This window comes from Brevibacillus sp. FW306-2-1A-C05A (assembly GCF_058781555.1).
Map to the genome: position 1 here is coordinate 1 of NZ_JBYSWV010000058.1, position 24,708 is coordinate 24,708.

Here is a 24,708-nt window from a genome sequence, read left to right on the forward strand (position 1 = left end):
ATCCCCCACCCCCCACGAAAGATTAGTCAGACTTATTTACAAATTGCGAATTATTCTGTTAATATGTAAGAAAGTGCTTAGCCAGCTTGCGATTGTAAGGAGGTAGCACTCCGAACGTCCCGCATGGCCGGTCCGTTAAGCATGATAAAAGTGGGGTTTTTGATTTGTTTGATAAAGATACCATTTATATCGTGGGCGATGCGCAATCTTCATCCAACAATCCGATAACGCAGCAGTTCAGTGCTTTTTTTATCGGGTTGGTCGTGGATACTACCAACGACAAAATCGTAGATGCGGCTTGTTCGTCTACGGTGCAACTGACGTCTGACTTTGCCCGGTCGATTTTTATCGGCCACTCCATCTTTGCGTCAGAGGAGATTGGGGAAGAGATTCGCTATCGGTATTTTGGATCTTCGCAAAAAACATTGATTGCTGCATTCAAGGATGCGCAAAAGAAGTACAAACAGGCTGTTTCCGCGAGAAGTAAAGCAGAAGTCACCAAGTGAATAAGAAAACAACTGCTGCTTTATTTATTCGTATGCACGGCATACACGTAAGTAAAACCCAGCAAATGCCATGAGGAGTGTGCATTTGCTGGGTTTTTTGCTTATAGGGAAAGTCCGTCGCTTCCGCCCGGGATGCGAACAAAACAGCTTTTGCCCACCAGCTTGTTCACGGATTTCTGAGTTAAAGGAGGAGAGTCCTTGCTATCTTTTGTCTTCCGCAGATTTATCTCCATGATCGTTACGCTGTGGCTCATTGTTACCGTTACTTTTTTTCTGATGCACGCGGTGCCCGGGTCGCCTTTTGAAAAAGAAGGAAAAGCGCTGAACGCGACAGTGGAGCAAAACCTCAACGCCTACTACAACCTGGATAAGCCGCTCGTTGTCCAATATGTTTTGTATTTGCAAAAGCTGGTGCAGTTTGATTTGGGGCCGTCGACGGCGAATGCTTCCGATACCGTCAACAAAATGATTGCCCGCGGTTTTCCGGTTTCGTTCCAGCTTGGGGTGATTGCCGTCGTGTTTGCCATTTTCTCGGGGGTGGGGCTTGGCGTAGTTGCTGCGTTGCGCCATAACCGTTTGATTGATTACGCCGCGATGGTGATTGCCGTTCTCGGGATATCCATTCCCAGCTTTGTCGTCGCGCCTTTGCTGATTAAATATTTGGCTGTCGAGTGGAAGCTGCTTCCGACAGCGACATGGGGATCGTGGCAGCATGTGGTGATGCCTGCGCTGGCGTTGGCGTTTGGGCCGATTGCGATTATCGCTCGTCTGACGAGGACAAACATGCTGGAGATATTGACGCAGGAGTATATCGAAACGGCCAAAGCAAAAGGGCTGAAGCCTGCCACGATTGTGTTCAAACACGCCTTGCGCAATGCGATTTTGCCCGTCGTCACGCTGCTTGGTGCGCTCATCGCCAACGTGTTGACAGGGAGCTTTGTCATCGAGAAAATTTTTGCGATTCCGGGGATGGGCAAATACTTCGTAGCGGGGATTATCAACCGCGACTATTCCGTCATCATGGGTACAACCGTGTTTTACAGCGCCCTGCTGATTTTCATGATGTTTGTCGTCGACGTTTTGTACGGCATTATCGATCCGCGAATCAAGCTACATCGAAAGGAGAGCGAAGGATGATCGTTTCTGACGACTTGTTTATCCCGATGCGCAAAGACAACCTCAATTCGGAAGCGATTGTGCGACCTCAACTGACATTCTGGCAGGAAGCCTGGCAGCGGCTGAGAGGAAACAAGCTTGCTTTGATGGGACTTGTCATCATTATTGTGCTCGGCGTCATGGCTACCATTGGTCCTTTGATATCGGGACACGAGTATGCCAAACAATCCATTCTCATGAAAAACAAAGCGCCGTCCGCGACGAACTGGTTTGGTACCGATGATTTCGGACGCGATGTATTTACCCGTGTGTGGTACGGGGCGCGCATTTCCTTGTTTGTCGGTTTTATGGCTGCACTCATCGACTTTTTCATCGGTGTCTTGTATGGCGGAATCGCTGGTTATTTGGGTGGGCGAGTCGATAACATCATGATGCGCTTCGTCGACCTCCTCTATGGATTGCCTTATTTGCTGGTGGTCATTTTGCTGATGGTAGTCATGGGGCCAGGGCTTGGAACGATTATCGTCGCCTTGAGCGCTACGGGCTGGATCGGTATGGCTCGGACCGTTCGCGGACAGGTGCTGCAAATGAAAAGCTCCGAATACGTGCTGGCGGCAAAGACGATGGGAGCGAAGCCGTTTTACATCATTCGCAAGCATTTGCTGCCCAATACGATTGGCATCATTATCGTCTACGTCACTTTGTCGGTTCCATCCGCGATCTTTGCGGAGGCGTTTCTCAGCTTCCTCGGCCTCGGCGTGCAGGCTCCGATGGCGAGCTGGGGCGTGATGGCCAACGACGGGCTTTCGACCATTTTGTCCGGTCACTGGTGGAGGCTGTTTTTCCCGGCCTTCTTCATTTCATTGACGATGCTTGCGTTCAACGTGCTCGGTGATGGCTTGCGCGATGCGTTCGACCCGAAGGCAAGGAGGTAGACGACGTGGAGAAAACGGAAAAATTGCTGGAAGTAAGCGGTTTGCGCGTCACGTTCAAGACGCACGGAGGAGAAGTGAATGCAGTCCGTGACGTGAGTTTTTCCTTGAACAAAGGGGAAACGTTGGCGATTGTCGGCGAGTCCGGCTGTGGCAAAAGCGTAACGGCCAAAAGCATCATGCGCCTCGTACCGGAGCATATCGGAAAAATCGCTGGCGGCAGTGTGATGTTCAAAGGCAAGGACTTGGTTGCGTTGCCGGAAAAAGAAATGCGCGAGCTGCGCGGGCGGGAAATTTCCATGATCTTTCAGGACGCCATGACCTCGCTCAACCCGACCATTTCCATCGGAGAGCAGATCATGGAAGGGATCATTCGCCATCAAAAAGTCGCCAAGAGCGAGGCGAGGCGGCAGGCTATCGAAATCCTGACGCTGGTCGGAATCGCCAACCCGGAAAGCCGTCTCAAGCAGTACTTGCACCAGTTCAGCGGCGGGATGCGTCAGCGGATCATGATTGCGATTGCGCTTGTTTGTCGACCGTCCATTCTCATAGCGGATGAGCCTACGACCGCACTCGACGTCACGATTCAGGCGCAAATCATCGACTTGTTCAAAAGTATTCAGCAAAAAACAGGGGTATCCATCATCATCATTACGCACGACTTGGGCGTCGTCGCCAAGATTGCCGATCGGGTCAACGTCATGTACGCGGGCAAAGTGGTAGAGTCGGGGCCTGTACGCGACATTTTTTACAATCCGCAACATCCGTACACGAAAGGCTTGCTCGCGTCGATGCCGCGTCTGGATGCGGATCGCTCGATACCGCTCAGTCCGATTCCCGGCACTCCGCCTGATTTGTTCGCACCTCCGCTTGGATGCGCGTTTGCGGCGCGCTGCGACTATGCGCTGGAGGTGTGCCGGAACTATCAGCCGGCGGAAACGAACGTGCACAACAAGCACTCCGTATCCTGTTGGCTGCAAGATCCGCGTGCGAAAAAAGTACTGGCCGCCATGCAGGCGCCGACGGGAACTTGAGTCGGCGGCACCGGGCAGCATCTGACAGCACCTGGCAGAGATAGTGAGGCTCGCCATCTGGTGTAAAAGAGGGTGTCGTCTATCGGCGCTATCCTTTTACGACATATAAAAACTATAAGGGGGAAGAAAAAAGTGAAAAAACTATCGACTATCCTGCTTTCCGCTTCACTGGCTGTTTCCGTGTTCATGGCCGGATGTAGCTCGGGGCAAGCGCCAGCGAACAACGAATCGGCACCGCCTACGGAAAACAATCAGCAGACGCCTTCGCCAGAAGACCAAGCGGCAAAGCTTTTGCTCCTGAACAACATCAAAGAGCCTACCTCTTTGGACCCGCCGCTCGGATTTGACGAGCCGTCCTACAACATTTTGAACAACCTGATGGAAGGGTTGACGCGCCTGGACGAGAACCAGAAGCCGCAGCCGGCAGCAGCTTCCGAGTGGAAAATTTCCGAAGACGGCAGGACGTACACGTTTACTTTGCGCGACAACAAATGGAGCAACGGCGAGCCAGTAAAGGCACAAGACTTCGAGTACGCCTGGAAGCGCATGCTTGACCCGGCGCTTGCCTCTCCGGCTGCCTTCCTCGCTTTCATTATTGAAGGGGCAGAAGCATACAACAGTGGCAAAGGCTCTATTGACGATGTAAAAGTAAAAGCACTGGACGACAAGACATTGGAAGTCGTACTGGCGCAGCCTGCTTCCTGGACGTTGCTTCTGGCGTCCAACCCGGCGTTTTTCCCTGTGCACAAGGCGACAGTGGAAAAAGACCCGAAGTGGGCGGCTGAGGCTTCTACCTTCGTGGGCAACGGGCCGTTCAAGCTGACGGAGTGGAAGCATGACAGCGAATTGAAAATCATGAAAAACGAGAACTACTGGGATGCGGCAAACGTAACGTTGGCCGGCGCTGTCTGGAAAATGATCGACGACGAGAATACCGAGTACCAAATGTTTACGAACGGAGAGCTGCACAGAACTACAACCGTTCCGGCAGACATGGCTGACCAACTGTTCAAGGAAGGCAAAGTGTACGTAAGAGACGGCGCAGGCACCGAGTTCTACCGCTTCAATGTGACCAAGGAGCCGTTTGACAACGCCAATATCCGTAAAGCGTTCAGCCTGGCGATTGACCGCCAGACTTTGGTTGACCACGTGTTGATGCGTCAGCAAAAGCCGGGTACTGGATTCGTTTCCTTTGGCTTGCCGGATGCCAACGGCGCGGGTGATTTCCGTCAGGTAGGCGGCGACCTGGTGAAGTTCGACGCAGCAGAAGCAAAAAGGCTGCTGGAGCAAGGGATGAAGGAAAAAGGCTACACCACCTTGCCAGAAGTAACGCTCACCTATCGCAGCGGCACAGCCAACGAAAAAACAGCCCAGGCCGCTCAGGAAATGTGGAAGCAAACGCTGGGTGTAGATGTGAAGCTGCAAAAAGTAGAAGGGCAAGTATTGACCGATATGCAAAAGAAACTGGAATACCAGATCGCCCGTTCTTCCTGGTTGCCTGACTTCGGGGATGCGATCAACTTCCTGGACATCTTCCAGTCGAAAAACGGCAGCAACCGCACTGGCTGGGCTAATGCGGAGTACGACAAGCTGATCGAAGGCGCGTACAAAGAGCCAGACGATGCCAAACGTCTGCAAATGCTGCATGACGCTGAAAAAATCTTGCTGAACGAGGCGCCAGTAGCTCCACTCTACTTCTACAACACTTCGCTTTTGACCAGCGACCAGGTCAGCGGAATCCAAAGCTCTTCTCTCAGCTACACGGATTTGAGAAAAGCGGTCGTGAAGTAAACTAAGTTGGCCGGGAGAAGTCATTTCAGGCGGATGGAATGACTCTCCCCCTTTTTTGCTGAATTTTTCAATAGTGCTATAATTTAGTTTGTCTTAGCGAAAAAATACAGATAAAGAAAGCACACGTGCTAGAAAAGATGGAGGAAAATATGATTATTCAAGCCATCGAAGTGAAGAGAATTTCTGTTCCGCTCAAAAAACCGTTTAAAACGGCATTGCGCACGGTGAACAGCCTGGAGTCCGTACTGGTCAAAATCACGTGCGACAATGGCATGGTTGGGTGGGGAGAGGCTTCCGCTACGGTCGTCATTACCGGGGACAGTATCGAGAGCATCGAGTCCGCTATTTTGAACACGATGAAGCCGCAACTGATCGGCCTCAACCTGGTTGCCTACGAGCGCGTTTTCCAGACATTGCACCAATCCATGGTGGGAAACACGAGTGCCAAGGCGGCGGTGGACATCGCGCTGTACGATCTGATTTCCCAACGGGCGGGCATGCCGCTGTACCAGTTTCTCGGCGGGTACCGCGACCAGTTGGAGACCGACTATACGGTCAGCGTCAATTCGCCAAAAGAAATGGGCGAGGATGCAGCAGCTTATTTGCAGCAAGGCTTTAACGTGCTGAAAATCAAGGTGGGCAAGGACAATATCGAGGATGACATTTTGCGCATCCAGGAAATACGCAAATCCGTGGGCAATCAGGTGAAGATTCGTCTTGATGCCAACCAGGGATGGAACGTGAAGGAAGCGATTCAGTCGATTCGCAAAATGGAGGACATGGGACTGGGCATCGAACTGATTGAACAGCCTGTAAAAGCGCATGATCTGGAAGGCTTGAAGCGGGTTACAGATTCGGTCGATACGCCGATCATGGCTGACGAAAGTGTATTTTCGCCGGCGCAGGCGCTGCAGGTTTTGCAAAACCGCGCAGCCGACATGATAAATATCAAGCTGATGAAGGCGGGAGGCATTTTCAAAGCGCAATTGATTAACCAGTTGGCTGAAGAACACGGCATTCCATGCATGGTTGGCAGCATGATCGAATCGCGTCTGGCCGTATCGGCGGCAGCGCACTTCGCAGCCAGCAAGAAAAACATCACCCGCTTTGACTTCGATGCTCCGCTGATGCTGTTGCACGATGGCATTGATGGCGGCGTGACCTACGAGGGCCGCCTGATGACCATGCCGGAAGCGCCGGGACTCGGCATCCGTTCGGTCAGCTTGTGGGAAGGGGGAGAACAGGAATGAAATCAGCAATCGTATCCGTTTCGGTCGCGACTGTATGGACAAAGCCGGAATCTCCACGTGACATCGATCAGGCGGCTATCGCCGTTCCGGTTGACGCGCGCGGCTGGCTGCAGTCGCTGTCTATCGACGAAAAGCTTGGCTTTTACGACAACAACGCCATTCAGACGCAAGCGCTGTTCGGCACTCGCGTAGAAATCGTCGAGGAGCAGGGCGAGTGGGCACACGTCCTGATCCCGGACCAATCGACCAGCAAAAACGAGATCGGCTATCCGGGCTGGATTCCGTCACGCCAGCTTTCTCCATGGTCTGCTGCTTTTGACGTACAGGATGGGCAAAAGCTGGCGATGGTGACGGCGGCCTTTAGCCGTTTGCACACGCTGGAGCGAAAGCCGGGCATCGAGCTTGCGTTCCTGACCAGGCTGCCGCTCGTCGAGGACGGCGCCGAGTGGGTGAAGGTAGCGGTACCGGACGGCGAAGCGCTTTTGCCAAAAGCAGACGTAGCGATCGTACGCGCAAACGAGCCGATCGAGCTGGCTGGCAACCGCGGCGAAGCCATCGTGGAGGCCGGCAAGCGTTTCCTCAACCTGCATTACTTGTGGGGAGGCATGTCCTCCTACGGGTATGACTGCTCCGGCTTTGCCTACAACATGCACCGCTCCGTAGGTATTCAGATTCCCCGCGACGCCTCCGATCAGGCGAGAGACGGCCTGCTGGTGGAAAAAGCAGATTTGCTTCCGGGCGACCTGCTGTTTTTTGCCCATGAAGAAGGGCGCGGCAGAGTGCATCACGTCGGCATTTACATGGGCAATGGCGAAATGATTCATTCGCCTGACTCGCGCAGCGCCATCGAAATCGTCAAGCTGGATGGCTACAAGCTGAAAAAGGAGCATGCAATCTCCAGACGATACTGGTAAAAGGATAACGGGGGAGGAGTGGCCAGATGGAAAGAAAAAAGCTGGTCCAGGTAAAGAACCTGACAAAAACCTTTACGCTTGGCAAAGGACTCTCGCTGAAGGCGGCTGACGACGTCTCCTTTGACATATACGAAGGGGAGACATTTGGACTGGTAGGCGAATCTGGCTGCGGAAAATCAACGACAGGCCGCACTATCATCGGTTTGTACCAACCGACCTCCGGGGAGGTGCTGTTCGACGGACTGAACGTGCACAAAGCCTCTGTGGGCGAGCGGAGCAAGATTACGAGAAACATCCAGATGATTTTCCAGGACCCGTACGCGTCACTGAATCCGCGAATGAATATCGCCGAAATTATCGGAGAAGGTCTGCAGTTGAACGGGCTGTACAAAGGCAAGGAGCGGGCGAAGCGGGTCATCGAGCTGCTGGAAATGGTCGGTTTGCAAAAAGAGCATGCCAACCGTTTCCCGCACGAGTTCAGCGGAGGGCAGCGGCAACGGATCGGGATCGCCCGGGCGCTTGCCGTCAATCCGAAATTCGTTATTGCGGATGAGCCGATTTCGGCATTGGATGTTTCGGTACAGGCACAGGTGGTCAATCTGATGAAAAATTTGCAGCGGGAGCAAAACTTGACCTACTTGTTCATCGCCCACGACCTCGCGATGGTCAAGCATATCAGCGACCGGATCGGCGTGATGTATTTGGGCAACATGGTCGAGATGAGCACGAGCGAAAAGCTCTATGAATCCCCCAAACACCCGTACACGCAAGCATTGCTGTCGGCCATTCCCGTCCCCGATCCCGATCTGGAAAAAAGCCGTGAGCGGAAGATTATCGAAGGCGATGTCCCAAGCCCGATCAACCCGCCCAGCGGCTGTGTGTTTCGCACGCGCTGTCCGGTGGCAAAAGAGGTGTGCGCCCAGAAAAAGCCTGTCTGGCAGGAAGTGGACACCAATCATTTTGCTGCTTGTCATCTTTATCAATAAAAAGCATATCGCTGTTACAGCATTCGACATTTTTCTTCAGCCGTCCCTCATGCAAGGGATGGCTTTTTGTCGAGCGGTCGCGTTTCTATATTAAGGAAGGTTTACCAGCAAGGATTTAAGGGGAGAACTGTTAATATTCTGTAAACTGGCAGGAATCAAACAAGTTTTGTCGAAATACGGTTACAGTAAACAACTTCGTAACTCGCCTAACTTCATCGTGAACTCCCATTCCAGAGAAGTGAGGGTTGCATATGACTTTGAGTACCTCCTCATTCCATTCCACTCCCCGTCGCTGGCGGGAAGTAGAAACACAGTTGGGAATCGTCGTGCCCAGGTCGCTCCGATCTGACACTTCCGCCCTGCTGTTTTTGGAAAGCGTCGCTGCAACACCCATGTTGGACAAAGAAGAAGAGTTGGCGTGCCTGATTCGCTATCAGCAGCACGGCGATATGGAGGCACGTGAAACGATTGTGCGCGCGTATTTGCGCTATGTTGTCAGTACAGCCTTGCGCCATTTGAAAAGAGGAATGCCTTTCCTGGATCTGATTCAGGAAGGCACGATTGGATTGTTTACCGCCATAGACAAATTCGATGTGGGACGTGGCGTACGTCTCTATCATTACTCGCATTGGTGGATTTCCCAGGCGATCACCCGTGCGATCAACGACAAAGGCACCTTGATCCGCATTCCTGTCCACATGCATGAACAGATTCGCCAATATCAAAAGCAAGTATTGCATCTGATTCACGCTCTGAACCGCACCCCGGATCGACACGAGATTGCAGGACTGCTCGACATACCGTTGGAAAAAGTCGACGCGATCGAGCAGGCGCTGATGATGAAAATGGAGTCGATTGATGCCGAGCTGGACAGCGAAAAATGGCAGGCAGAGCATGACGAAGAATGTCTCAGCTATGCCGAGATCATGGACGATGGATTGTCCTCGCTGGACGACTGGATTGAAAAGGTGGACTTGCGTTCGCAAATGCATGCGGCATTGGAACGGCTCAGTCCCCGCGCCCAGGAGATTATCTCCATGCGCTACGGCCTTCACGACGACCATGTGTACACGCTGGAGGAAGTGGGCAAAATGTTCGGCCTGACCCGCGAGCGAATCCGCCAGATAGAAGCGACGACGATTGACCGACTGCGAACGCAAAAAGCGTCGAAAGTGTTGAAAGACTATTTGACCTGATGTCTTCACCAGCCCCCTCTTTTTTGGAGGGGGTTTTTTTGCATGGAAACGTGCAAGTGTCAGTTCAAACAGCGGAAGGCGCGTACGTTCGTCTTCTTGTGGTAAACTGATAGAGGCAGTTTGATTTTTGCATGGAAGAAGGAGGATCGCCAGATGAGCGATTATTTGATAAGAGCAACCGGATTCAACGGACATGTGCGGGCTTTTGCCGCGCGCACAACAGGGATTGTAGAAGAAATGCGCCGTCGCCACGACATGTGGAACACAGCAACCGCCGCGACAGGACGCACATTGACGGCGACTTTGATGATGGGCGCCATGTTAAAAGGAAACGAAAGCCTCTCTGTCAAAATAAAAGGGGGAGGGCCGATCGGCCAGATCGTCGCGGAGGCCAATGCCGATGGAGACGGCATCGCCTACGCTACCAACCCGCAGGTTCATTTTGAGCTGAATGAAAAAGGCAAGCTGGACGTTGCGCGCGCAGTCGGGACAGATGGCTTCGTGTACGTGACGAAAGACCTTGGACTGAAAGAGCCGTACCAAGGCAGCTCGCCGATCGTCTCCGGAGAGATTGGCGAAGACATCACGTACTACTTTGTGACGTCGGAGCAAACGCCGTCTGCCGTAGGGGTGGGCGTGCTGGTCAATCCGGAAGATCGCTCCGTTTTGGCGGCTGGCGGGTTCATTCTCCAGCTTTTGCCGAACACGCCTGAAGAAGTTGTGGCGAAAATCGAAGAACGGCTGGGGCAACTTCCGCAAGTATCCCGCATGATCGGCGAGGGGCTGACGCCAGAGGAAATTTTGGCGCGCGTCCTGGACGAGCCGAAGTACCTGAGCCGCACAGACATTCAATTCAACTGCAAATGCAACGAGGACAAAGTCATCCAGGCTCTGATTAGCATGGGACGTGAAGAGATGGAGAGTCTGCTTGAAGAACAGGGCGAAGCGGAAGTTCACTGTCATTTTTGCAACGAACGATATCATTTTGACAGAACCGCGCTGGAAGACATCATGAAAGACATGTAGGCAAAAGTCGCGCGGCGTCTGCTAGGGGAGAGGATGGCATGACCAATGTAAAAGGGTTGTGGGCATTCATCGGGGCGCTTGTTTTGTTGCTGCTTGCCGTGACCTGGGCCTGGTACCAGTCGTCAGGCAAGCTGCAGCCTGCGGCCATCGTGGGGGATGTGACCATTAGCGAAGCCGAGTACGTGTCAGCGCTCAAGCAAAAATTCGGGAAGCAGGTGCTCGACGACCTGGTGAATCGCGAGGTAGTTTTCCAGGAGGCAAAACGGCTGGGAATCAGCGCGGATCCGAATCAGGTCGAGCGGGAGCTGGCGCAGATTCGGGACAGCTACGGCAGCCGGACAGACAGCGAGTTTCAACAGGCGCTGCAAAAGCAGGCTGGAACGACTGTCGATGCCTTGAAGCGGGAGATTACCTATCAAATTTTGCTGCAAACGTTGGCCACCAAAGATATCTCCATCAGTGACGACGAAGTGTTGAAAGTGTACGAAAGCAGGGCAGAGCGCTATACGCGGCCGATGCAGCTACGCCTGTGGCAAATTGCGGTCGCATCGCAAAAAGAGGCGGAGCAGGTTCAGGCCGAACTCAAGCAGGGCGCCAACTTCCAGACGCTCGCCAAGGAACGCTCCATCGACAGCAGAACAGTGGCGATTGGCGGCGATTTGGGCTGGGTATCGTTGCGCGACCACCAGTTGCCTGACGAAGCGTGGAACGCGATAGAAAAGCTCAAGGCAAAAGAAAACAGCGAGCCGGTCAAGGTCGACGACAACTACGTGATCTATCACCTGGAGCAAAGCAGGAAGGCTACACAGCGGTCGTTCGAAGAGGTAAAAGAGGAATTGCGCCGGGAAATTGCTTTTGCGCAGGTAGAATCTCTCGATACTGTCCTGGAACGGTTGCGCAAATCGGTAGGGGTTCAGATTTCTGGGCAAATGCCTCATTGACCAATTGGGCAACCGTTGATATAATTATGACAATAAATCCTAGCGATTTACTCGGTTATCAAAAAATAAGGGGGCAGGACATATGCGCGTGGCGAATTCCATTACTGATTTGATTGGATTTACTCCGCTTGTGAAGCTGAATCGTGTTGTCACCGAAGATATTGCAGACATTTACTTGAAGCTTGAGTTTTTCAACCCGGGCAGCAGCGTGAAGGACCGTATCGCGCTGGCGATGATCGAGGCGGCCGAAGCAGACGGCAGCCTGAAGCCGGGATATACCATTATTGAACCGACGAGCGGAAATACAGGGATCGGACTTGCGATGGTGGCTGCGGCAAAAGGCTACCGCGCTATCCTGGTTATGCCGGAGACGATGAGTATCGAGCGTCGCAACCTGCTTCGCGCATACGGCGCTGAACTGGTTCTCACCCCAGGAGCGGAAGGCATGGGCGGGGCTATTCGCAAAGCCGAAGAGCTTGCGAAGGAAGACAGCACCTACTTCATCCCGCAACAATTCAAAAACAAGGCCAACCCTGCCATCCACCGCGATACGACAGCGCGCGAACTGCTGGAGCAAGCAAAAGAAATCGGCGGCGTGGACGCCTTTATTTCCGGAATCGGAACAGGCGGAACGATCACAGGTGTCGGGCAGGTGCTGCGCGAGCACTATCCGAACGTGCACATCGTAGCAGTCGAGCCGGCAGCTTCCCCGGTTTTGTCCGGCGGCAAGCCAGGTCCGCATAAAATCCAGGGGATCGGAGCGGGCTTTGTTCCGGAAATTCTCGATACGCAAATTTACGATGAAATCATCAAGGTAGAGAACGAGGAAGCTTTTGAAACAGCGCGCCGCGTTGCCCGTCAGGAAGGCATTCTGGGCGGCATTTCCTCCGGGGCGGCGATCCATGCTGCGCTGCAGGTGGCAGCGAAGCTCGGCAAAGGCAAAAAAGTCATCGCCATCATCCCGTCCAACGGTGAACGCTACCTGTCCACTCCTCTGTACCAATTCGAGGATTGATTGGCAGCAAAATACGAGAGGCCACGTCATGCCATTTTGGCGGCGTGGTCTTTTCTTTTTGCCTGGCGCGACTATATAATGAACGGATAAATAGTGAAAAAACCGGAGCGTGAAGCGAAATTGATGTTTCCTACCTTTGCAGAATGCCAGACGTACGCTTTGACATATCCATTGGTTCCGCTTGCTCTTCGCGGCAAATGGTCTTCTGAAATCGACCCGTGGCAGGTGCTGACCACACTGCAGCCTTCCGTGCAGGATGCCGTCTTGCTGGAAAGCGGCCGAGTGGGAAGGTACACTTTTTTGGCGTACCAGCCTGTAGCTACGTTGCGCAGTCAGCGGGGCGAAACGATCGTGGTCTATCCCGATCAGCAGGTAGAAAATATGGAGGCGGAGCAACCGCTTGATGCATTGCGCAAGCTGCTTGCCCGATACCGCACGCCTGTCGTTCCAGATATGCCTGATTTTTCCGGCGGAGCAGTAGGCTATCTCAGCTATGATATGAACCGCTTTTTTGAGCCGACCCTTCCCCAGATCGCGACGGACGACTTACAGTTGCCAGACCTGTATGTTATGATAATGCAAGACCTTGTTGTCTTCGATCATCAGACGCGGGAGATCGTATGTCTGACTCATTTGTCTGCAAAAGAGTTGAGCGAAGAGACTTATCGACAAGCCGCAAAGCGACTGGAAAAACGGTTGGCGTCACTGGAAAAGCTCGTCGCCGAAGCCGATACGGTGGACTGGGATGCGCTGCGCAAAAGACCGTTGGTACAAATGACGCCAGCGTCTGTGTCGTTCGCAAAAGACCAGTTCGAAGACGCCGTGCGCCGGGTGCAGGAGTATATTGGCCAGGGTGACGTGTTTCAGGTGAATCTGTCCGTGCGGCAGAGCAAACCGATCCAGGTGACTGCGCCCGATGTGTACAAGGTGCTGCGCAAGCTGAATCCGTCCCCGTATATGGGCTATCTCAGCTTTCCGGAATTTCAGTTGGTCAGCGCTTCCCCGGAGCTGCTGGTCAAAGTAAAAGGCGGCGAGGTTCACACGCGTCCCATCGCAGGCACTCGTCCGCGCGGGCAAACCGACGAACAGGACGAAGCATTGGCCCGCGAGCTGATCGACAATGAAAAGGAACGCGCAGAGCACGTCATGCTGGTGGACCTGGAGCGCAACGATTTGGGGCGCGTCTGCCGCTTTGGCAGCGTGGAGGTCAGCGAGTTCATGGTCGTGGAGAAATACTCCCACGTCATGCATATCGTCTCGCACGTAAAAGGAGAACTGGCAGAGGGCAAAGATGCTTTCGACGCCGTGGCCGCAACTTTCCCTGGCGGTACGATTACAGGAGCGCCAAAAGTGCGGACGATGGAAATCATCGAGGAGCTGGAGCCAGTCAAGCGCGGCGTGTACACGGGATCAATCGGCTGGTTTGGCTTTAACGGAGATGTCGAGGTCAACATCGCGATCCGGACGATGGTCGTCAAGGACGGGATGGCTCACGTGCAGGCAGGGGCAGGCATCGTGATTGACTCTGTCCCGGAGGCAGAGTACGCCGAGTCGCTGAAAAAGGCAGAGGCGTTATGGAAGGCCCTAGAGATTAGCGAGCAGAGAACGATGAGTTGAGAGGAGATGAGTGTAAGATGATTTTGATGATTGACAACTACGATTCCTTTACGTACAACCTGGTGCAGTATGTCGGTGAGCTGGGCGAGGAACTGCAAGTGTACCGCAACGACAAAATTACGCTGGCAGAAATCGAGCGGCTGGCACCTGATTACTTGATGGTGTCGCCTGGTCCTTGCACGCCGAACGAAGCGGGGATCAGCATGGAGGCCATTTCTCATTTTGCCGGAAAAATCCCGATTTTGGGCGTGTGCCTGGGACACCAGTCGATCGGCCAAGTGTTTGGCGCAAAAGTCATTCGCGCCGAGCGATTGATGCACGGAAAAACGTCTCCGGTCTTTCACGACGGCAAAACGATTTTCCGGGATATTCCTTCCCCTTTTACAGCGGCACGCTATCACTCCTTGATCGTGGAGGAAGCCTCCATTCCGCGTGAGCTGGAGATTACGGCCCGGACGGCCGAAGGGGAAATCATGGCGATTCGCCATCGCGAGTATCCGATTGAAGGTGTGCAGTTCCACCCTGAATCAATCATTACGGAGCACGGCAAGCAGCTTTTGCAAAATTTCCTCACCACCTATGCGCGCCATACGACAGGATAACGTTAGATAGAGGACAAAAACCGCCTTTTTTCGGGCGGTTTTTTATTTTACAGACTCTTCATGCAAGGTTTACCATCTCTCGACATTCGGCTTGTACAATGAAGCAAAAGATGGCGAAAGAGGAGAGATGAAGAATGGATGTAAATCGTCGACAGTTTTTGACTTATCTGGGTGCAGGTACGGCAGCGCTGGCATCAATGGCAACAGGGATTCCAGCCTTGGCAGCAGGCAGTACCTTGTCTGGGAAAACAGCCGATCATCTGTTTGGTCTCGATACGAAAAACCACAACTTTAACCCCAAATTCAAAGAAATTCATCCGACGACAAAAGATGATGTCGTGCTGCCAGACGGATTCAAGTACGATGTCATCGCTTCCTACGGCGATAAAATCAATGCGGCCGGAGATACGTTTGGCTTCAACAGTGACTTCACCTGTTTTCTGCCGATTGAGGGCAAGTCAGACCACGGACTGCTGTGGGTGAACCACGAATATTTAGGAGAGTTGGAATATTACGTAAACGGATACGACTACTTGCATGCCGATCCGGACGACAACAAGCGCACGCCTGAGCAAATCCGGAAATACTTGTACGCGCTCGGCGGCTCCGTCATCGAAATCAAAAAAGAGCAAGGAACGTGGAAACTGGTTACCGACTCCAAGTACGGACGCCGCGTCAGCGGGCTGACCAAGCACGTCCTCACTGGCCCGGCCGCTTCCATCGCGAAAGAAGTGACCGGAACGTTTGCAAATTGCTCCGGTGGAGTGACTTTATGGAATACCGTTCTTTCCTGTGAGGAAAACTACATGGACGTTGTAGGCGATTGCAAGCTGCCTGAGGCTGAGCATTATGGCTGGGTCATTGAAGTAGATCCGTTTGATCCGAAATCGACGCCGAAAAAGCATACGGCTCTCGGCCGCTTCTCCCACGAGAATACAGCGATGGTGCTGGCGCCGACAGGACAACTGGTTGTGTACATGGGCGACGATGCCAAAGACCAGTATGTGTACAAATACGTCTCCAAAGCGAAGTACGATCCGAAAGCAGGGAAAAGCAATTCGAAGCTGCTGGAAGAGGGGACGTTGTATGTAGCCAACTTCGGCAAAGGAAAATGGATCGCTTTGGATTACGTCACCAATGACGCTTTGAAAAAAGCGGTGGATGGAGAGGGCAAGCCGCTGTTTGCCTCCCAGGCTGACGTGTTAATCAACTGCCGCGAAGCCTCCAAAGCGGTAGGGGCAACACCGATGGATCGCCCGGAGGATCTCGAAGTCCATCCGATCGACGGTTCCGTCTTTATCGCCCTCACCAATAACGACAAGCACGGCAATTTTTACGGACAAATCGTGCGCCTGTTCGAAAAAGACAACAACCACGCCGGCGGAGAGTTCAGCTTTGAAATTTTTGCAGCGGGCGGTCCGCAAAGCGGTTTTGCTGCGCCGGACAACATGGCGTTTGACAGCGCAGGAAACCTGTGGGTCGTGACCGATATTTCTTCTTCCTCCATGAACAGCGGTATCTACAAGTCGTTTGGCAACAACGGGGTATTTTTCATTCCGACCTCGGGCAACAACCAGGGACAAGCCGCACAGTTCGCCTCTGCTCCCGTAGGCGCGGAAATGACAGGACCGTGGTTTACGCCTGACGAAAAAACGCTGTTCTTGTCGGTACAGCATCCGGGCGAAAACCTCAAGGACTACAGCCAGCCAACCAGTCATTGGCCAAAGGGCGGAAATGCAGTAGCTTTGCCGAGCGTGATTGCCATTACGGGTTTCTAGGACAAGGAGTGTAGTGCACCATGCTATCGAGCATCGGGATTCCCGGATTGATCTTGATTTTGATTATCGCGCTGGTCATTTTCGGACCGAGCAAGCTGCCGGAGATCGGCCGTGCTTTTGGCCGGACGCTGACAGAGTTCAAGTCAGCTACCAAAGACTTGACCAGGGACGACGACGAGGCAAAAGACAAAGCCGTGGAAGAAACGGCCAAACGAATCAACTAATCCGGCTTTGAGGCTTTGTGGAAAAGGCGGTGCGTGCAAGAGGCGCACTGCCTTTTTGCAGCACAGCGCGTAAGGGGGAGTGCGTGTGAACCAAGAGATGCCTGTTCTTGAGCATGTGACTGACTTGCGGCGCAGGCTACTGATTGTGGCAGCGACGCTCGTCGTCAGCATGATCGTCTGCTTTTTGTTTGTCGATCACATATATTTGGCATTGTCGGATCATTCGGGCGAAAAACTGGCGATTCTCGGTCCCAGTGACATTTTGTCGATTTATGTAAAGCTGTCTGCAATCGGGGCGGTGGCGATCACGATTCCTGTCGCTGCTTACCAGGCGTGGCGCTTTGTAGTCCCGGCGCTGGAGGAGCGGGAGCGAAAAGTGGCGCTCATGTATATCCCCGCCCTGTTTCTGCTGTTTTTGTTCGGCTTGTCTTTCGCTTACTTCGTCTTGTTTCCGCTGATGTACCAATTTGTGCTGGGGTTGTCCAACGGGAATTTTGAACTGGTGATTACGGCCAATGACTACTTCACCTTCATGCTCAATCTTTGTTTGCCGTTCGGGCTTTTGTTTGAATTGCCGGTGGTGGTTCTTTTTCTCAGCCATCTGGGCATACTGAATCCGCAGCGGCTGGCGAAAATGCGCAAGCCCGCCTACCTGGTGCTGGCGATCATTTCGATTACGATTACGCCGCCTGATTTTTTGTCCGATATTATGGTGATCGTGCCGCTGATCGTGCTGTACGAAATCTCCATTACCATCTCGCGCGTCATACATGGAAAACGCACTCGGGAAACTGCGCTTTCGCCGGAAAATATGGTATGATGCTCTCGACTATGTTATCGGGAGAGGGCAAAGATGCACGTTTATGTAAACGGGACGATCTGTCCGGCACATGAGGCGAGCGTATCGGTTTTGGATCACGGGTTTTTGTACGGCATCGGGCTGTTTGAGACGATGCGTGTTTACGACCGCAAACTGTTTTTATGGGACGACCATTTCGCCCGGCTCAGCTCCGGGCTTTTGGCGTTGCAGATTCAGCCCATATGGTCAAAAGCGGAGCTGGCGGACGCGATCCTGCAAACGATCGACGCCAATGGGCTGCGGGATGCGTATGTGCGCCTCAGCGTCACCGCCGGGCCGGAAGGAGTAGGCTTGGTGACAGGCGGCTACGAGCGCCCGTCGTTGTTCGTATTTGCCAAGCCGGTCGCCCCGCTTGCAGTCCCGCCTCAACCAAAGCGGTTGCAGACGTTGGCGCTGGCGAGGCAGACTGCGGAGGGGCACCAGCGTTTCAAATCGCACAACTACCTCAACAATGCGCTGGCTCGCCAGGAGCTGGGGGCGCGCACGGATACGGAAGGGCTGTTTTTGACGCACGACGGCTTTCTCGCGGAAGGCATCGTCAGCAATCTGTTCTGGGTCAAGAACGGGCATCTGTTCACGCCTTCGTTGGATACGGGCATTCTCGACGGGGTGACCCGCCGCCATGTTTTGCGATTGGCCGAGCAGTTGGCGATCCCGACAACGGAAGGACGGTATCGGCTGGAAGAGTTGCTTGCGGCCGATGAAGTTTTCACCACCAACTCCGTGCAGGAAATCGTCCCGGTGGCAGAAGTAGACGGACAGCTAGTCGCATCGACCTACGGAAAATACACACGAGAACTGCACTTGGCCTATCGTCAGTCTGTAGCGACCGGAATGTAAATTATGGTATGCTACTAATCAATATGCGAAGACGGAAAAAGGGAGTAGGTCCATGAAGTACAATCCATTTCGAATCCATGCGGCAACCGTTGACGAGATGCTGGCGGAGCTTGCCCATCGAGGGATTTTTGGCGATCAGGCCGAGCGGTTGGCCGAGTGGAGAGCGGGTCTGATGATCCACGTGGAAAACATGAGTGAAGCTGTCGCGGAAAAGGTGCGGCTGGACATGCTTTCCGCCGGGGCCGAGGCCGTTGTGTCCGGGCAGCCGGGCGCAACTGACAAAAAGCGGCTGCTTTTGCTTGCGGGACCAAAGCAGTTGGAGCAGGCGCTGTCGCAACTGGAAAAACGGGATGAGGAGCTTGCAGCCGTGGCGGCAGAGGTACGGGAGGCTTTGGCGATGCCTGCGCGGCTGCGGGCCAGACGGGAGCTGAATTGCGGCCGTTACACCCTTCCGCTTGGCGAACGGACGCTGGTAATGGGCATCCTCAATGTGACGCCCGATTCCTTTTCGGACGGAGGGCGCTTCGTGGACCTTGACCACGCTTTGGCGCAGGCGCGCGCGATGGTCGAAGCGGGAGCGGACATCATTGACATCGGGGGCGAGTCTACGCGTCCGGGAGCGGAGCCGGTCGGGGAGGCAGAGGAGCTGGACAGGGTGCTGCCAGTGATTCGCCGTTTGTCCGCCGAGCTTTCTGTCCCTTTGTCCATCGACACGTACAAAGCCGCTGTAGCGGAGCGGGCGCTTGATGCCGGGGCGCATATCATCAATGACGTTTGGGGAGCAAAGCGCGATCCGCGCATGGCGGATGTGGCTGCGCGGCGCGGGGTGCCGATCATTTTGATGCACAACCGTACAGACACGGACTACCGGGACTTTTACTCCGATTTTGTCAGAGATTTGCGCGAGTCTGTGCAAATTGCCCTGCAAGCGGGTGTGCGCGAGGAACAGATTATTCTCGATCCGGGGATCGGCTTTGTCAAAACGGTCGAGCAAAATCTCGAGACGATGCGCAGACTCGACGATCTCGTCGCCCTCGGGTACCCGGTTTTGCTCGCGACTTCGCGCAAACGGATGATTGGCCACGTCCTCGACCTTCCAGTGGACGATCGGGTGGAAGGGACAGCCGCGACAGTTGCGCTCGGCGTCGCCAAAGGCTGCCACATGGTACGGGTGCACGATGTCAAAGAGATGAAGCGGGTTACGAAGATGATGGACGCGATGCTGAAGGGGGGCATTTGACGTTGGATAAAATTTACTTCAACGGCATGTCGTTTTACGGCTACCATGGCGTGTTTGGAGCAGAGGCGGAGCTGGGTCAACGCTTTTACGTCGATCTGGAGCTTTCTGCCGATTTGTCGCAGGCAGGCGCAAGCGATGAGCTTCAACATACGATCAATTACGCCGATATTTTTATTTGTGTGCAAAAAATTGTCGAGGGCGAACGGTTCAACCTGGTTGAAAAGCTGACGGCCGTCATTGCCGAGCGGCTTTTGACGCAATTTCCTCTGCAAGAGGTCAAAGTCAAGGTGACCAAGCCGAACCCGCCGATCAACGGGCATTATGAATCTGTCGCCATTGAGATGACGCGCAAAAGAGAGGATTTTGCTTCATGAGTGTAATTGCGTATCTGGGGCTTGGCTCGAACCAGGGCGACCGGGCAGAAAAGCTGCGCCAGGCGATCCGGAAGCTTGCTGCGCACAGAGGGATTCGCGTGCTGCGTACATCGTCTGTGTACGAGACTGAGCCGTTCGGCTACGTCGAGCAAGAGGCGTTTTTGAATATGGCCGTAGCGGTAGAGACAGAGCTTTCCCCGGAGCAGCTTCTGGAGACCGCCTTGTCGGTGGAGCGGGAGCTGGGACGCATTCGAACCATCCGCTGGGGACCGCGTACAATAGACATTGATCTTCTCTTGTACGGTACATCCTCTGTGTCGCTGGAGCATCTTGTCATCCCGCATCCGGGTCTTAGCCAGCGTGCTTTTGTGCTTGTTCCGTTGCGCGATATTTGGGAGGGCGGGGTTTTGCCCGGCCACGACCAGACTATTGACCATTATCTTTCCTTATTGGTAGAAGATCACAAGGGGGTACGAGAGTGGGGAGCAATCAACTGGGAAATCGGATCAGATCCTTCCGGAAGCTAAAAGGGTATACACAACAATCGCTTTCGGAAAAGCTGGGAGTATCATTGTCGTTTGTCGGATCGCTTGAGCGGGGAACCCGTACGCCGACAGAGCCGGTACTGCGCAAGATCGCCAGCACTTTACAGGTCGACTATGAAGAATTATGTGCTATAAATAAATGATAGATCGTTTGGATGGGTCTCTCCTCTCCAAGAACCCGTGGATCGGGAATAAGGAGGTCGAAATAGATGAAAATCGGTAACATCGAATTGAAAAACAACGTCGTTCTCGCCCCGATGGCAGGTGTGTGCAACCCTGCTTTTCGTTTGATTGCCAAGGAGTTCGGGACTGGCCTGGTATGCGCCGAGATGGTCAGCGACAAAGGAATCGTCCACGGCAACAAAAAGACAATCGACATGTTGTACGTCGACGAGCGGGAGAAACCGCTCAGCCTGCAGATTTTTGGCGGCGACAAGGAAACATTGGTGGAAGCGGCGAAGTATGTAGACCAACATACGAACGCAGACATTATCGACATCAATATGGGGTGTCCCGTTCCGAAAATTACGAGCTGTGACGCAGGTGCCCGCCTGCTGCTTGATCCGAATAAAATTTACGAGGTCGTCTCTGCTGTAGTCGATGCCGTGGAGAAGCCGGTTACGGTGAAAATGCGTCTGGGCTGGGACGAAGAGCACCTGTACGTGGTGGAAAATGCCAAGGCTGTTGAGCGCGCAGGAGGCAAGGCCATCGCCGTCCATGGCCGCACGCGTGTGCAAATGTACAAGGGCCATGCGGACTGGAGCTGGATCGGGCGCGTGAAGGAAGCCGTTTCGATTCCGGTCATCGGCAACGGCGATGTCGCGACACCTGAGGATGCAAGACGCATGCTCGACACGACCGGCTGCGATGGCGTCATGATCGGACGCGCCGCACTCGGCAATCCGTGGATGCTGTATCGGACCATCCAGTACTTGACGACAGGAGAGCTTGTGCCCGAGCCTTCCGTACGCGAAAAAATCGACATCTGTCTCTTGCACGCCGAGCGTCTGATTGCGCTGAAAGGTCCGCGTGTAGGCGTGCTGGAAATGCGCAAGCACGCCGCATGGTATTTGAAAGGGCTGCGAGGCTCTACCCATACGAAAAACTTGGTGAATGCCGTGGAGACAGAAGAAGAGCTGCGTCGGGTTTTGACGGACTATGTCGAGTGGGTTGAGAACTATGCAGGCGACCTGGAAGAGCCGCAGGAATCAGCGCGCGACGAGGCAGTCAGCTACTAAAATGGTTGTTTGTTCCAGACATTGACAAGGGTTCCTTCATATCCTATAATACTCCGTAATATTGGGAGCCAAGCTGCCAGTCCACTCTGGCAGCTTTACCTTTGAACCCTCACAGTTATTGTGTTCTGCTGTATATTGTATAGAACAACTACATATAATCCTTTGTACTTTACCCAGTGCAAATGGAATCATTTTTTAAAACGGGGGAATTGAACCATGTCTGAAAAAGAAGTTTTCCTGACACCAGAAGGTTTAACAAAACTGGAGCAAGAGCTTGAAGATTTGAAAACGGTTAAACGCAAGGAAGTTGCAGCAAGGATTAAAGAAGCGATCAGCTTTGGAGATATCAGTGAGAACTCTGAGTACGAAGAAGCAAAGAATGAGCAGGCGTTCATCGAAGGCCGCATTCTGACGCTGGAAAAAATGTTGCGCAAAGCCACCATCATCACCAATGAAGATGTGGACACAGGCGTAGTCAGCGTAGGATCGAGAGTGAAGCTGAAAGACCTGGAGTATGGTGATATTGTCGATTACACCATCGTAGGCTCTGCCGAATCCGATCCGATGAACAACAAGATTTCCAACGAGTCTCCTGTAGGCCAAGCGCTTTTGGGCAAGAGCAAGGGCGCGATCGTCGACGTGAACGTACCTGCAGGCGTCATTCAGTACGAGATTCTCGATATTAACCTGTAAGCAGTTCATCCATGGCGTACCTTTTACGAGGTACGCCGTATCACTATTTGACCGCGCTGTACAATATTGTTAAATCAGGTATTTTTTAGAGGAGTGAGCAAAAATGGCAAACGAGCAAGACCTGCAGCAAGAAGAGCAGCAACAGGAAGGACTGCACGAGCTTCTGCAAGTGCGTCACGACAAAATGAATCAAATTCGCGAGTGGGGCTTTGATCCGTTCGGGAAAAAGTTCGAGCAAACCCACCACGCTGCTGATATTGTGAAAGCATTTGGCGACAAGACCAAAGAAGAGCTGGAAGCAGAAGAGCATGTCGTTACGATCGCAGGCCGCCTGATGGCAAAACGCGCGATGGGCAAAGCGAGCTTCGCCCAGCTTTTGGACCGTTCCGGCCAAATTCAAATCTACGTGCGCCAGGACACTATTGGCGAAGAGGCGCACAAAGTGTTTGAGATCAGCGATATCGGCGACCTGATCGGCATTCGCGGTGTTGTTTTCAAAACAAAAACAGGCGAGCTCAGTGTCAAAGCAAAAGAGTTTACCTACCTCTCCAAGTCGCTGCGCCCACTCCCTGAGAAATACCACGGTTTGAAAGACATCGAAACGCGCTACCGCAAGCGCTACGTGGACTTGATCGTGAATCCCGAGGTGCGCGATACGTTTATTACGCGCAGCCGCATTTTGACCTCGATGCGCCGTTATTTGGACAACCTTGGCTATCTGGAAGTGGAGACACCGACTCTCCACGCAATTGCCGGCGGTGCTTCTGCGCGTCCGTTCGTTACGCACCACAATGCGTTGGACATGCAGTTGTACATGCGTATTGCGATCGAGCTGCACTTGAAACGCCTGATTGTTGGCGGACTGGAAAAGGTGTATGAAATCGGTCGCGTTTACCGGAACGAAGGAATTTCTACACGCCACAACCCTGAGTTCACGATGATTGAATTGTACGAGGCGTATGCCGACTACCAGGACATCATGACTCTGACAGAAGAGATGATCGCCCATATCGCACAGGAAGTATTGGGCACCACGAAGATCGAATACCAAGGCAATGAGATTGATCTGACACCAAAATGGCGCCGTGTGCACATGGTTGATCTGATTAAGGAAAACCTCGGCGTAGACTTCTGGAAAGAAATGAGCGACGACGAAGCGCGTGCACTGGCAAAAGAGCATGGAGTAGCTGTCGAGCCTCATCATACCTTTGGGCACGTTGTGAACGAATTTTTCGAGCAAAAGCTGGAGCATACGCTGATTCAGCCTACGTTTGTGTACGGTCACCCTGTAGCGATTTCTCCATTGGCGAAAAAGAACGATGAAGATCCGCGCTTCACCGACCGTTTCGAGCTGTTTATCGTCGCTCGCGAGCATGCGAATGCGTTCACAGAGCTGAATGATCCGATTGACCAGCGCGAACGCTTTGAAGCGCAGCTTCTGGAAAAAGCGGCGGGCAACGACGAGGCGCATGAAATGGACGACGATTTCATTGAGGCGCTTGAGTACGGTATGCCGCCAACAGGTGGTTTGGGAATCGGAATCGACCGTCTGGTCATGCTGTTGACCAACTCGCCTTCTATCCGTGACGTATTGCTGTTCCCGCATATGCGTGCGCGTGACTAATTGCCGTAAAAGCCGTTTGAAGGTTATTCAAACGGCTTTTATTTTTTACTTGCACTAAAAGACGTATAGTGGTACATTAATAACTGTTCTTCTTTGGTACATAATCGATTGCAGCCCTAAACAAAATAATGCTTGCTTTTTTGATGGGGTATGTGATAGATTAATGAGGTCGCCGTTAAACAACTTAAAAAAGTGGTTGACACGACTTGGACAACCTGATAAGATGAAGTGGTTGTTGCGAAAATGCTCTTTGAAAACTGAACAGCGAAAGCGTTGATGAGTCTATCATTAAATGATTTGCCAGCTTTGAACCAGTAACAAACTTTATTGGAGAGTTTGATCCTGGCTCAGGACGAACGCTGGCGGC

Annotated in this window: 25 protein-coding genes; all 25 read left to right on the forward strand. The window is 53.1% G+C overall.

Annotation, left to right across the window (positions count from 1 at the left end; all coding sequences use genetic code 11):
* Nucleotides 1–164: 164 nt before the first annotated feature.
* The 25 genes from AC3WJN_RS22895 to lysS all read left to right on the forward strand — a co-directional run bounded on the left by AC3WJN_RS22895 (nucleotide 165) and on the right by lysS (nucleotide 24,341).
* Nucleotides 165–506, forward strand: a complete 342-nt coding sequence (locus AC3WJN_RS22895; RefSeq protein WP_005833711.1) for a DUF3870 domain-containing protein — start codon at nucleotides 165–167, stop codon at nucleotides 504–506.
* Between the two features lie 198 nt (nucleotides 507–704).
* Nucleotides 705–1,643 carry an ABC transporter permease gene (locus AC3WJN_RS22900; RefSeq protein ID WP_005833709.1) on the forward strand — a complete coding sequence of 313 codons (939 nt, stop codon included), beginning with the start codon at nucleotides 705–707 and terminating at the stop codon, nucleotides 1,641–1,643.
* 26 nt (nucleotides 1,644–1,669) lie between these two features.
* Nucleotides 1,670–2,557, forward strand: a complete 888-nt coding sequence (locus AC3WJN_RS22905) for an ABC transporter permease (RefSeq protein ID WP_369750419.1) — start codon at nucleotides 1,670–1,672, stop codon at nucleotides 2,555–2,557.
* Nucleotides 2,558–2,562: 5 nt separating this feature from the next.
* On the forward strand, nucleotides 2,563–3,588 hold the full coding sequence (locus tag AC3WJN_RS22910; RefSeq protein WP_005833705.1) for an ABC transporter ATP-binding protein: 1,026 nt from the start codon (nucleotides 2,563–2,565) through the stop codon (nucleotides 3,586–3,588).
* A gap of 132 nt (nucleotides 3,589–3,720) precedes the next feature.
* Complete coding sequence (locus tag AC3WJN_RS22915; protein WP_005833703.1) at nucleotides 3,721–5,379, forward strand: peptide ABC transporter substrate-binding protein; 1,659 nt, start codon at nucleotides 3,721–3,723, stop codon at nucleotides 5,377–5,379.
* Between the two features lie 149 nt (nucleotides 5,380–5,528).
* Nucleotides 5,529–6,629 carry a dipeptide epimerase gene (locus tag AC3WJN_RS22920; RefSeq protein ID WP_007787221.1) on the forward strand — a complete coding sequence of 367 codons (1,101 nt, stop codon included), beginning with the start codon at nucleotides 5,529–5,531 and terminating at the stop codon, nucleotides 6,627–6,629.
* Complete coding sequence (locus AC3WJN_RS22925; RefSeq protein WP_005833698.1) at nucleotides 6,626–7,543, forward strand: C40 family peptidase; 918 nt, start codon at nucleotides 6,626–6,628, stop codon at nucleotides 7,541–7,543. Before AC3WJN_RS22920 ends, AC3WJN_RS22925 begins: the two co-directional genes overlap by 4 nt.
* A gap of 26 nt (nucleotides 7,544–7,569) precedes the next feature.
* Nucleotides 7,570–8,529 carry an ABC transporter ATP-binding protein gene (locus tag AC3WJN_RS22930; protein ID WP_007787225.1) on the forward strand — a complete coding sequence of 320 codons (960 nt, stop codon included), beginning with the start codon at nucleotides 7,570–7,572 and terminating at the stop codon, nucleotides 8,527–8,529.
* A gap of 251 nt (nucleotides 8,530–8,780) precedes the next feature.
* Nucleotides 8,781–9,725 (forward strand): sigma-70 family RNA polymerase sigma factor, encoded by a 945-nt coding sequence (locus tag AC3WJN_RS22935; protein WP_007787227.1) that lies wholly within the window; start codon nucleotides 8,781–8,783, stop codon nucleotides 9,723–9,725.
* Between the two features lie 153 nt (nucleotides 9,726–9,878).
* A complete protein-coding gene (gene hslO / locus AC3WJN_RS22940; protein ID WP_005833694.1) occupies nucleotides 9,879–10,751 on the forward strand; it encodes an Hsp33 family molecular chaperone HslO in 873 nt (290 codons plus the stop codon).
* Nucleotides 10,752–10,789: 38 nt separating this feature from the next.
* Nucleotides 10,790–11,692, forward strand: coding sequence for a peptidyl-prolyl cis-trans isomerase (locus tag AC3WJN_RS22945; RefSeq protein WP_007787229.1), 903 nt, complete (start codon nucleotides 10,790–10,792; stop codon nucleotides 11,690–11,692).
* Between the two features lie 82 nt (nucleotides 11,693–11,774).
* The gene (gene cysK / locus AC3WJN_RS22950; protein ID WP_005833690.1) at nucleotides 11,775–12,707 is read left to right on the forward strand and encodes a cysteine synthase A; all 933 of its coding nucleotides are present in this window, start codon (nucleotides 11,775–11,777) and stop codon (nucleotides 12,705–12,707) included.
* A gap of 123 nt (nucleotides 12,708–12,830) precedes the next feature.
* Nucleotides 12,831–14,324 (forward strand): anthranilate synthase component I, encoded by a 1,494-nt coding sequence (trpE, locus tag AC3WJN_RS22955; RefSeq protein ID WP_007787231.1) that lies wholly within the window; start codon nucleotides 12,831–12,833, stop codon nucleotides 14,322–14,324.
* 17 nt (nucleotides 14,325–14,341) lie between these two features.
* A complete protein-coding gene (gene pabA / locus AC3WJN_RS22960; RefSeq protein ID WP_005833684.1) occupies nucleotides 14,342–14,926 on the forward strand; it encodes an aminodeoxychorismate/anthranilate synthase component II in 585 nt (194 codons plus the stop codon).
* Between the two features lie 134 nt (nucleotides 14,927–15,060).
* Nucleotides 15,061–16,704, forward strand: a complete 1,644-nt coding sequence (locus AC3WJN_RS22965; protein WP_007787234.1) for a PhoX family protein — start codon at nucleotides 15,061–15,063, stop codon at nucleotides 16,702–16,704.
* Nucleotides 16,705–16,724: 20 nt separating this feature from the next.
* Complete coding sequence (locus AC3WJN_RS22970) at nucleotides 16,725–16,928, forward strand: twin-arginine translocase TatA/TatE family subunit (RefSeq protein ID WP_005836215.1); 204 nt, start codon at nucleotides 16,725–16,727, stop codon at nucleotides 16,926–16,928.
* A gap of 97 nt (nucleotides 16,929–17,025) precedes the next feature.
* Nucleotides 17,026–17,748, forward strand: coding sequence for a twin-arginine translocase subunit TatC (gene tatC / locus AC3WJN_RS22975; protein ID WP_274388634.1), 723 nt, complete (start codon nucleotides 17,026–17,028; stop codon nucleotides 17,746–17,748).
* Nucleotides 17,749–17,781: 33 nt separating this feature from the next.
* A complete protein-coding gene (gene pabC / locus AC3WJN_RS22980; protein ID WP_007787239.1) occupies nucleotides 17,782–18,627 on the forward strand; it encodes an aminodeoxychorismate lyase in 846 nt (281 codons plus the stop codon).
* Between the two features lie 52 nt (nucleotides 18,628–18,679).
* On the forward strand, nucleotides 18,680–19,867 hold the full coding sequence (gene folP / locus AC3WJN_RS22985; protein ID WP_007787240.1) for a dihydropteroate synthase: 1,188 nt from the start codon (nucleotides 18,680–18,682) through the stop codon (nucleotides 19,865–19,867).
* 2 nt (nucleotides 19,868–19,869) lie between these two features.
* Entirely contained in the window at nucleotides 19,870–20,241 is a 372-nt protein-coding gene (folB, locus tag AC3WJN_RS22990; protein WP_005836206.1) for a dihydroneopterin aldolase, read from the forward strand.
* Nucleotides 20,238–20,768 (forward strand): 2-amino-4-hydroxy-6-hydroxymethyldihydropteridine diphosphokinase, encoded by a 531-nt coding sequence (gene folK, locus AC3WJN_RS22995; RefSeq protein ID WP_005836204.1) that lies wholly within the window; start codon nucleotides 20,238–20,240, stop codon nucleotides 20,766–20,768. Before folB ends, folK begins: the two co-directional genes overlap by 4 nt.
* Nucleotides 20,720–20,929, forward strand: a complete 210-nt coding sequence (locus AC3WJN_RS23000) for a helix-turn-helix domain-containing protein (protein WP_005836203.1) — start codon at nucleotides 20,720–20,722, stop codon at nucleotides 20,927–20,929. The genes folK and AC3WJN_RS23000 overlap by 49 nt, the downstream gene beginning before the upstream one ends.
* A gap of 66 nt (nucleotides 20,930–20,995) precedes the next feature.
* Complete coding sequence (gene dusB / locus AC3WJN_RS23005) at nucleotides 20,996–22,024, forward strand: tRNA dihydrouridine synthase DusB (protein ID WP_005836201.1); 1,029 nt, start codon at nucleotides 20,996–20,998, stop codon at nucleotides 22,022–22,024.
* Between the two features lie 216 nt (nucleotides 22,025–22,240).
* Nucleotides 22,241–22,717 (forward strand): transcription elongation factor GreA, encoded by a 477-nt coding sequence (gene greA / locus AC3WJN_RS23010; protein WP_005836199.1) that lies wholly within the window; start codon nucleotides 22,241–22,243, stop codon nucleotides 22,715–22,717.
* 103 nt (nucleotides 22,718–22,820) lie between these two features.
* Entirely contained in the window at nucleotides 22,821–24,341 is a 1,521-nt protein-coding gene (lysS, locus tag AC3WJN_RS23015; RefSeq protein WP_005836197.1) for a lysine--tRNA ligase, read from the forward strand.
* The last annotated feature ends 367 nt before the right edge of the window (nucleotides 24,342–24,708 follow it).

Bases quoted from the DNA above. Each gene is read 5' to 3' on its own strand.
- dusB (WP_005836201.1), top strand. From the start codon at position 20,996: ATGAAAATCGGTAACATCGAATTGAAAAACAACGTCGTTCTCGCCCCG.
- greA (WP_005836199.1), top strand. From the start codon at position 22,241: ATGTCTGAAAAAGAAGTTTTCCTGACACCAGAAGGTTTAACAAAACTG.
- pabC (WP_007787239.1), top strand. From the start codon at position 17,782: ATGCACGTTTATGTAAACGGGACGATCTGTCCGGCACATGAGGCGAGC.
- pabA (WP_005833684.1), top strand. From the start codon at position 14,342: ATGATTTTGATGATTGACAACTACGATTCCTTTACGTACAACCTGGTG.
- AC3WJN_RS22970 (WP_005836215.1), top strand. From the start codon at position 16,725: ATGCTATCGAGCATCGGGATTCCCGGATTGATCTTGATTTTGATTATC.
- AC3WJN_RS22930 (WP_007787225.1), top strand. From the start codon at position 7,570: ATGGAAAGAAAAAAGCTGGTCCAGGTAAAGAACCTGACAAAAACCTTT.
- trpE (WP_007787231.1), top strand. From the start codon at position 12,831: ATGTTTCCTACCTTTGCAGAATGCCAGACGTACGCTTTGACATATCCA.
- lysS (WP_005836197.1), top strand. From the start codon at position 22,821: ATGGCAAACGAGCAAGACCTGCAGCAAGAAGAGCAGCAACAGGAAGGA.
- cysK (WP_005833690.1), top strand. From the start codon at position 11,775: ATGCGCGTGGCGAATTCCATTACTGATTTGATTGGATTTACTCCGCTT.
- tatC (WP_274388634.1), top strand. From the start codon at position 17,026: ATGCCTGTTCTTGAGCATGTGACTGACTTGCGGCGCAGGCTACTGATT.
- AC3WJN_RS22935 (WP_007787227.1), top strand. From the start codon at position 8,781: ATGACTTTGAGTACCTCCTCATTCCATTCCACTCCCCGTCGCTGGCGG.
- AC3WJN_RS22905 (WP_369750419.1), top strand. From the start codon at position 1,670: ATGCGCAAAGACAACCTCAATTCGGAAGCGATTGTGCGACCTCAACTG.
- folK (WP_005836204.1), top strand. From the start codon at position 20,238: ATGAGTGTAATTGCGTATCTGGGGCTTGGCTCGAACCAGGGCGACCGG.
- folP (WP_007787240.1), top strand. From the start codon at position 18,680: ATGAAGTACAATCCATTTCGAATCCATGCGGCAACCGTTGACGAGATG.
- AC3WJN_RS22925 (WP_005833698.1), top strand. From the start codon at position 6,626: ATGAAATCAGCAATCGTATCCGTTTCGGTCGCGACTGTATGGACAAAG.
- AC3WJN_RS22920 (WP_007787221.1), top strand. From the start codon at position 5,529: ATGATTATTCAAGCCATCGAAGTGAAGAGAATTTCTGTTCCGCTCAAA.
- AC3WJN_RS22945 (WP_007787229.1), top strand. From the start codon at position 10,790: ATGACCAATGTAAAAGGGTTGTGGGCATTCATCGGGGCGCTTGTTTTG.
- AC3WJN_RS22965 (WP_007787234.1), top strand. From the start codon at position 15,061: ATGGATGTAAATCGTCGACAGTTTTTGACTTATCTGGGTGCAGGTACG.
- hslO (WP_005833694.1), top strand. From the start codon at position 9,879: ATGAGCGATTATTTGATAAGAGCAACCGGATTCAACGGACATGTGCGG.